The sequence below is a fragment of the Moorena sp. SIO2C4 genome (assembly GCF_010672485.1).
Lineage (GTDB): Bacteria > Cyanobacteriota > Cyanobacteriia > Cyanobacteriales > Coleofasciculaceae > Moorena > Moorena producens.
This window is the reverse complement of record NZ_JAAHGN010001407.1, coordinates 1-1,521: the sequence shown is the minus strand read 5'-3', so window position 1 is coordinate 1,521 and position 1,521 is coordinate 1. Positions and strand designations below refer to the sequence as shown.

Genomic DNA, 1,521 nt, shown 5'->3' with positions numbered 1-1,521 from the left:
TTCTTTGGACGATTTCTAAACTGCTGTTGACTGCTATGGTAGTCTATTCCCTGTTCGTCAACGTCAGCGTGATTTTTTTGAGTAAATGGTTAGTTGATCTTAACGGAGAAAAACTCGAATACGAAGCCAACTTCCGGTACAGTTTGGTTCGCATCCGCGACAATGCTGAATCAATCGCCTTCTCTCGTGGAGAAAATCAAGAATTGAGTTTAGTGAAGCAGCGATTTATTCAACTGATGCAGAATCTAAATCTGATTATCGGCTGGGAGCGGAATATAGAATTCTTAACCATAGCGTATCAAAATTCTATCTTTATCATACCTTACTTGACTGTAGGATCATTGTATTTTAGTGGTCAAGTTGAGTTAGGGACAGTTACTCAAGCAAGTATATTGTGCTTTCAGCTTTCGGGGGCACTGGCAGTGATTGTACGTCGGTTTGATACCCTTAGTGCTCTTGCTGCGGTGGTTAATCGCTTAGCTAGCCTGGCGGAGGTTTTGGAAGCGCCGACGGCACAACAGAATGCTGCTAAGATTATTAAGACAGTAGAGGACAACTGCTTTGCCCTCAAAGAGATTACCTTGCAAACTCCTAACAGCCAACAGACCTTGATCAAAGATCTCTCGTTGTCAGTGGAACCGGGTGAGGGGACACTAATTATGGGGGCGAGTGGCTGTGGCAAGAGTTCTTTGCTAAGAGCGATCGCTGGGTTGTGGAACACAGGAACAGGCTGCATCATGCGACCTGCCGTGGAAGACATCTTATTTTTGCCTCAACGTCCTTACATGATTCCAGGATCCTTGCGAGAACAGCTGCTTTACCCAAATGCCAGCCGCGACAGTTCCTTGGAGGAATTGGAGTCCGTGCTGCACCGGGTTAACCTTTCTGAGCTGCTGGCCAAGGTGGGCAGTTTGGAGGTCCAATTAGATTGGAGCAGTGTTCTGTCCCTAGGAGAACAACAGCGTCTAGCCTTTGCCAGACTCTTGCTCAATCAACCTCGCTATGCCTTCTTGGATGAAGCAACCAGTGCATTGGATCAGCAAAACGAGCGGCATCTCTATCAGCAACTACAGCAAACCGAAACCACGTTTATCAGTGTTGGTCACCGAGAGAGTCTGCTGAAGTACCATCAGCAAGTTCTGGAACTATCGAGTGATTCTAGCTGGCAGCTCTGTAAGTCCTAGATTGATTAGTTACAATTAACCCACTCTTGTAAGAGTGGGTTAGACAGGAAATTTAAAGTTAACCACCAATGGCGTTGTTAGTATACGCCAGGATTATAGCGATCGTCGCCCGCATTATAAACCTCTGACCGAGGAGTCGCGGTAAAAGTACCTTCATCAATTTGCGCTTGTAACAGTTTCTTCTGGCGTTCGCTTAGTCCCGGAATTTTCAGAACATCTTCTACTGACTTGTAGGGATGTATTTTACCTTCTTGAATAATCTTACTAGCCAAGTTTGGATAGAATCCGCGATAGTGGCGAAACTTTCGCACATGAGTATTGTTCAGGTCAATCTTCA

Annotated in this window: 2 protein-coding genes; one reads left to right on the top strand and one right to left on the bottom strand. The window is 45.6% G+C overall.

Annotated elements, in window-relative coordinates; all coding sequences use genetic code 11:
• The coding region (locus F6K20_RS38045; RefSeq protein ID WP_287298350.1) for an ABC transporter ATP-binding protein/permease at positions 1-1,184 on the top strand (1,184 nt) is incomplete at its 5' end.
• Between the two features lie 77 nt (positions 1,185-1,261).
• Here the strand turns inward: F6K20_RS38045 and psbU are convergent.
• Positions 1,262-1,521 (bottom strand): photosystem II complex extrinsic protein PsbU (psbU, locus tag F6K20_RS38040; protein ID WP_287298348.1); only part of this gene is annotated, 260 nt, incomplete at its 5' end.